Consider the following 6148-nt stretch of genomic DNA (forward strand, 5'->3'; position numbering starts at 1 on the left):
ATTTTTACTTTTTAATTGAAGTTTAATGAGAAATTTATTGGCAAGCTTTACTATCTTGACCCTTTTATTTTCCTCTTGTGCTAATGATGAAGCCAATACCCAAGAACGAGCACAAAACGAGTGGACTAATTTTATTCAAAAGCACCTCCTAGGCGAATGGAAACCTCAATCCATCACTGTTAGACCACTTCTCGGTCATGCTTTTGTTCTAAAAGAGTATTCCAGTTTGGGCAATGACGCCGATGTGGTGCGGTTGCACAAAGATTATACTGGTGTATTTCAATCGCTTGACGCCTTAGGTCAAGTCAAAAATATCCCTTTTACCTGGTATCATAAATTAGATGAGCTTGGCATTCAGTTGCAAGATGATCGAGTGCTTAAAACGATCCTTTTGAACAAATCTAGCACCGAATTAGAATTGTCCATTAATTTAGCCCATGTGGAAGCGGATTTAATCCCCCTTATTCCCGAATTAAAACAGATAAAAGACAAAGAACACTATGTGGTCTATTTTTATTTTGTTAAATAATTAGTATTCTAATGTTAAGAAAATTTAAATTCTGTCCGTAATAAGTTGTATATTTGAGAGTAATCAATAACTTATTTTATGAGAAAAATAGTCTTATCATTTTCACTATTAGCGCTAGTACTCACGGGAACAGTTTCTTGTAGTAGCGATGATAATAGCTCAGAGCAGCACAGAAAAAAAACGCTTGAACTAACCATCTTAAAAGGAAATACAGTTGCTGTAAATGAAGAAGTTTCTTTTACGGTTGCAGTAGGAGGAACTACTGTTGAAGGTAGTCTTATCTATGTAGACGGAAAGCAAGTGGCTAATCCTTATATATTTACCACTGCTGGTACATATAAAGTCGTAGCCAAAAAAGAGGGCTATAACGACAGTAACGAAATCACCGTTCAAGTAAAACAAGCTGCTGCTTCTATTCGAAAAACTTGGATCCCTGTTCACGTAAATGTTGTTATGCCTGCGGGTGATCCCATCGCTATGGCTTATCCTAAAAATCCTGATTGCGATGATGATACCCTCGTTTTTAACGATGGAGAACAGGTGAGTTTTAATTTTCACGATGAAAGCTGTGCTGTATCAACTACAGGATCCCACTGGTCATTTAATGCGGCAACAAACCTGTTGACTTTTACACTTTTTGATCAAGAGATGAAAGTAAATGTAACCACTTTGACCGAAGACAAATTAGTGATTAAAGCAAAAGGCGACCAATTTGCAGCTTTAATCCCAATTTTAGTTCCTGACTTAGCTGCAGGTTTACCACCAGCCTTGCTTGCATTAATAGAAGTAGAATTAGAATTTAACGCCCAGTAATAAAAAAAATCTCTAGTACTAGAGATTTTTTTGTAATTTGATCTACGAATAAATAATAATTGTTATGTTTTTAATTTTTTTAGTTCCTGTATTAATTGTCTTGTTTTTAAGCTTTTTTACAGTCAAACAGCAATCTTCAGCAATTGTCGAACGCTTTGGTAAATTTAATAGTATTAGACACTCTGGATTGCAGTTAAAAATTCCAGTAGTTGATCGGATTTCTGGTGTTGTTAACTTGAGAATCCAGCAGTTAGACGTGATGATCGAAACCAAGACCAAAGACAACGTTTTCGTCAAGCTCAAAGTTTCTGTTCAGTTTAAAGTAATTGCGGATCGCGTTTACGATGCTTTTTACAAATTAGAGTATCCACACGATCAAATTACTTCTTATGTTTTTGACGTGGTGCGTGCCGAAGTACCCAAATTGATCTTAGATGACGTATTTGAGCGTAAAGACAATATAGCCGTGGCCGTTAAACGCGAATTAAACGAAGCGATGACGACCTATGGATATGATATTATCAATACTTTAATCACGGATATTGATCCAGATATTCAAGTAAAAAATGCGATGAATCGAATTAATGCTGCAGACCGTGAGAAAGTGGCAGCAGAATACGAAGCGGAAGCAAGTAGAATTAGAATTGTTGCCAAAGCCAAAGCAGAGGCAGAATCAAAACGTCTGCAAGGACAAGGTATTGCAGACCAACGTCGCGAGATCGCACAAGGTTTGGTGGAAAGTGTTGACGTTTTAAACAAAGTGGGTATTAACTCTCAAGAAGCGTCGGCTTTAATTGTTGTTACGCAACATTACGATACCCTTCAAGCGGTGGGTGCTGATTCCAAATCGAACCTGATCTTATTGCCCAATTCTCCAACGGCAGCAAGTGATATGCTAACGAATATGGTTACTTCTTTTGCAGCAGGCGGTAAGATTTCAGAAATGTCAAATACAGGGCATTCTAAGCCTTCAAAAAAGCAGGAGGAGTAAAACCTCGTTATAGTGCATAAAATGCCTTAAAACACCTGATTTATGATCAGTTTGCCGGTATTACTATACAATAAAGCTATAAAACTTGAAGAACAATTTCTTCAAGTTTTTTTTTGCACCAAAAAATAAAAGCTAGCAGAAATACACAATCAATTGTTTTTCTACTAGCTTTTATATGCTAACTAAACGCCTTAGCGTTAACCTTCTTTATTTATTTCTTGAATTTTCTGCGCATAAAAAAGCGAAAGATAGACGTTGCGATTAACGTTTGTATGCTACCAGAGTTTTTCAAAAGTGAACCGGCAGTACCCAAGGTATTCTTGATTAATTTCTCAGGAGATGTTTCTTCTTTCAGCTGGTCCAAAGCAAGATTAATCTTTTGATAGTGGATTTCCCTTTCTATGCGTAAGATATGTAAATCGTGATTAATTTGCTCTAGAGATGAATAGCTCTTTTTCATAGTCATATAATTTTAAATCTAATCATTAAAAATAGCTTCTGAAAGCTTTTTAATAAGGGGTCTATCAACAAGCTGTTTTCGGCAGGTAAAGACAAGAATGCTAATGAGTAAATAAAACAAGCCGACATATAAGAATCCAAGAGATGCACTTCCAACGCTCTCCCCTATGGCAAATGCGGCATAGAGAGATAAAAATAAAAGCGAGAGAAGAAGAAATACACCAACGACAAAAATTGTCATAAAAATAATGGCTGTTTTTGCTGTAATTTTAAACCCCCACAGCCGAACATAGTCAATACTCGTATTGAGGTATTGTTCTGAATGCTCTTTTATCTCGTTAAGGTTGTCTTTTATTTCTTGGAATGCCATGCTATATTTTATATAAACAGATTATTTTTTTGCGTTTTCAGCCAATTCTTTACCTTGCTTTTTCAGCTCGGCTAATTTGTGCTCTAATGCAGAAATCACTTCATCTCTTTTCTTTCCTGCAGCGTTGACAAATTCTTCAATGCCGTCCTCAAAGCTATCTGCCTTTCTGCTTACAACATTTCGCACTTGTTTTTTTAGATCATCAATTTTATCTGATAATTCATCTTTGGACTCGTCAAACGATCTTTTAATTTTTTTTCTCGTTTTCTTTCCTTCATCCGGAGCGAAAAGTATTCCAATCCCCACTCCTATTGCTGCTCCAGCCACTAATGCGGCTAATGTACTTCCTAAACGTTCTGACATACTTTTTAATTTTTATGGTTATCTCATAAAGTTAATAAAAAAAGGCGTTTTTGATCGTTAATATAACGTTAAAAACACCTTTTTTTACTGTATTACCAATAAAATTAATTTTGATCTAACTTCGCCCAAGTATCTCTAAGCCCTACGGTTTTGTTGAAAACCAAGTGATCTGCTCTACTTTCTTTGTCAACACAGAAGTAACCCATGCGTTGGAATTGGAACTTATCCCCTGCTTGTGCTTCTTGTAAGCTTGGCTCTAAATATCCCTTGACAATGCTTAGTGAATTCGGGTTAATGAATTCTAAAAAGTCAACTTCTTTATTTCCATCTGGATTTTCATTGATGAACAAGCGGTCGTACACGCGAATTTCTGCTTCTACAGCATGGGGGATGGAAACCCAGTGAATCGTTCCTTTCACTTTGCGTTTACTCGCTTCTGTTCCACTTCCACTGCGACTCTCTTCATCGTAGCTGACGTGAATTTCTGTAATATTGCCTTCGTCGTCTTTGATTACGCTTTCTCCTTTTATGATGTAGGCATTTTTAAGGCGTACTTCTTTGCCTAGTGTTAAACGGAAGAATTTACTGTTTGCCTCTTCTTTAAAGTCTTCTCTTTCAATGTATAATTCTCTTGAAAAAGGAACTTTTCTAAAAGTCATTACCTCGTCCTCTGGGTTGTTTTCAGCTTCTAACCACTCTTCTTTTCCTTCTGGATAGTTGGTAATAACCAATTTTACAGGATCTAAAACAGCCATCACACGGGGTGCGATTTTATTCAAATCTTCGCGTACACAAAACTCCAATAGAGAAACGTCAATCAAGTTGTCTCTTTTGGCAATTCCAATGGTATCTGCATAATTTCGGATTGAAGCAGGCGTATATCCTCTTCTTCTCAATCCGGAAATCGTTGACATTCTCGGGTCATCCCATCCTGTTACGTGACCTTCCGCTACTAGTCTCGCTAGTTTTCGTTTGCTCACTACTGTATGTGATAAGTTTCTACGGGCGAATTCGCGCTGTTTAGGGCGAATATTGCCTTCCTCTACCACTTGATCTAAAAACCAATCATAAAGCTCTCTATGCGGTAAAAATTCAAGGGTACAGAACGAATGTGAAATACTTTCTAAATAATCACTTTCTCCATGAGCCCAATCGTACATAGGGTAAATACACCAATCATTCTGTGTGCGGTGGTGTGCTTTGTTGATGATGCGGTACATGATTGGATCACGCATCAACATATTAGTATGAGCCATATCGATTTTGGCGCGTAAAATATGGGTGCCTTCTTCAAACTCCCCTTTCTTCATGCGTTCAAATAAATCGAGGTTTTCAGCTACACTTCTATCGCGAAATGGACTATTAACGCCTGGTGTTGTTGGCGTTCCCTTTTGTTGAGCCATAACTTCTGAAGATTGACTGTCGACGTAGGCCTTTCCTTCTTTAATCAGCTGTACAGCCCAATTGTATAGTTGCTGGAAATAATCCGATGCATACACTTCATTTGCCCATTTATAACCTAGCCATTCTACATCGTATTTGATTGCGTCAACAAATTCCTGTTCTTCTTTTGAGGGATTCGTATCGTCAAAACGCAAGTTTACTGGCGCATTGTACTTCAATCCCAATCCAAAGTTTAAACAAATAGAACTCGCATGACCTACGTGTAAATAACCATTAGGCTCAGGCGGAAAACGGAAATGTAGTTTTTCTGTTGGCAAGCCATTTTTTAAATCTTCTTCAATGATTTGCTCAATAAAATTTAATGATTTCTCTTTTGTTGACATGGATATAAATATTATAACTACAAAGGTATCAAAAAACTAAACAATTTCGATGTACTTTACCTGGACAAAAGGCGATATCTAACTAAAAATAATCGTATTTTTATCTTTTAATCTAAAAGAAGGTTTTTTATGGGGATTATTAGACTCAATAATATTCGAACGTTTTCGTTTCACGGTTGCATGCCCGAAGAGGCAAAAATAGGATCCGAATACCGCGTTGATATTACGGCAGCAGGAAATTTTAGAGATGCTGCTGCAACAGATGAACTGGTAAATGCTATTGATTACGTGCAATTGAACCAAATTGTCAAAGAAGAAATGGATAAGCGCTCCAAATTATTAGAAACGGTTGTTCAGCGTATTATTGATCGAATTTTGTTGGAAATTAAGCTAGTGGAGAAAGTAACTGTCGCTGTTTCAAAAATTAATCCACCAATCGGCGGAGATGTAGAATACGTAACTGTTGAAATGCAAGGAGTTAGGTAGTTTTCTGATTGTTGGAGGTAAAAAACTATTTAAATTGGTTTTTAAATTTAAAAAATAGTAGTAAGTTTGCATCCAATTAAAGGATACGGCATCGTGTCCGAGTGGCTAGGAAGCGGTCTGCAAAACCGTCTACAGCGGTTCGAATCCGCTCGATGCCTCAGAAAAAAGGATAGCACATGCTATCCTTTTTTTGTTTACAGTTTACGGTGTGCGATGAATCTATTGTACGTCCCTGACATAGGTTGACCATAAAAAATCAATTTTCCTATGAAAGTTAACGTTCAACAAATCAAAAAAAATCGTATTTATTCAGAAGAATTTAAACGCGAGATTGTTAGTTTATTTGAAAA

At 36.8% G+C, this 6148-nt stretch carries 8 protein-coding genes and 1 tRNA gene; 5 read left to right on the plus strand and 4 right to left on the minus strand.

Going from position 1 to position 6148, the window contains the following annotated elements; genetic code table 11:
* Nucleotides 1-25: 25 nt before the first annotated feature.
* From H4K35_RS03835 to H4K35_RS03845, 3 genes are all read left to right on the plus strand, one after another.
* On the plus strand, nt 26-529 hold the full coding sequence (locus tag H4K35_RS03835) for a hypothetical protein (RefSeq protein WP_182626062.1): 504 nt from the start codon (nt 26-28) through the stop codon (nt 527-529).
* Nucleotides 530-607: 78 nt separating this feature from the next.
* Nucleotides 608-1342, plus strand: coding sequence for a hypothetical protein (locus H4K35_RS03840; protein ID WP_182626063.1), 735 nt, complete (start codon nt 608-610; stop codon nt 1340-1342).
* Between the two features lie 64 nt (nt 1343-1406).
* Nucleotides 1407-2333 carry an SPFH domain-containing protein gene (locus H4K35_RS03845; RefSeq protein WP_182626064.1) on the plus strand — a complete coding sequence of 309 codons (927 nt, stop codon included), beginning with the start codon at nt 1407-1409 and terminating at the stop codon, nt 2331-2333.
* A gap of 211 nt (nt 2334-2544) precedes the next feature.
* Here H4K35_RS03845 and H4K35_RS03850 read toward each other — a convergent pair whose 3' ends face one another.
* From H4K35_RS03850 to H4K35_RS03865, 4 genes are all read right to left on the minus strand, one after another.
* On the minus strand, nt 2545-2793 hold the full coding sequence (locus tag H4K35_RS03850) for a DUF6327 family protein (protein WP_182626065.1): 249 nt from the start codon (nt 2791-2793) through the stop codon (nt 2545-2547).
* Nucleotides 2794-2811: 18 nt separating this feature from the next.
* Nucleotides 2812-3162 (minus strand): hypothetical protein, encoded by a 351-nt coding sequence (locus H4K35_RS03855; RefSeq protein ID WP_182626066.1) that lies wholly within the window; start codon nt 3160-3162, stop codon nt 2812-2814.
* 21 nt (nt 3163-3183) lie between these two features.
* Nucleotides 3184-3525 (minus strand): YtxH domain-containing protein, encoded by a 342-nt coding sequence (locus H4K35_RS03860; protein WP_182626067.1) that lies wholly within the window; start codon nt 3523-3525, stop codon nt 3184-3186.
* A gap of 104 nt (nt 3526-3629) precedes the next feature.
* The gene (locus tag H4K35_RS03865; protein ID WP_182626068.1) at nt 3630-5312 is read right to left on the minus strand and encodes a glutamine--tRNA ligase/YqeY domain fusion protein; all 1683 of its coding nucleotides are present in this window, start codon (nt 5310-5312) and stop codon (nt 3630-3632) included.
* Nucleotides 5313-5441: 129 nt separating this feature from the next.
* Here H4K35_RS03865 and folB point away from each other — a divergent pair, with 129 nt between their 5' ends.
* Nucleotides 5442-5798, plus strand: a complete 357-nt coding sequence (gene folB / locus H4K35_RS03870) for a dihydroneopterin aldolase (protein ID WP_182626069.1) — start codon at nt 5442-5444, stop codon at nt 5796-5798.
* Nucleotides 5799-5885: 87 nt separating this feature from the next.
* Nucleotides 5886-5956, plus strand: a tRNA-Cys gene (locus H4K35_RS03875).
* The last annotated feature ends 192 nt before the right edge of the window (nt 5957-6148 follow it).

Origin of the sequence: Myroides sp. NP-2 (genome assembly GCF_014145665.1) — a bacterium.
Classification (GTDB): domain Bacteria; phylum Bacteroidota; class Bacteroidia; order Flavobacteriales; family Flavobacteriaceae; genus Flavobacterium.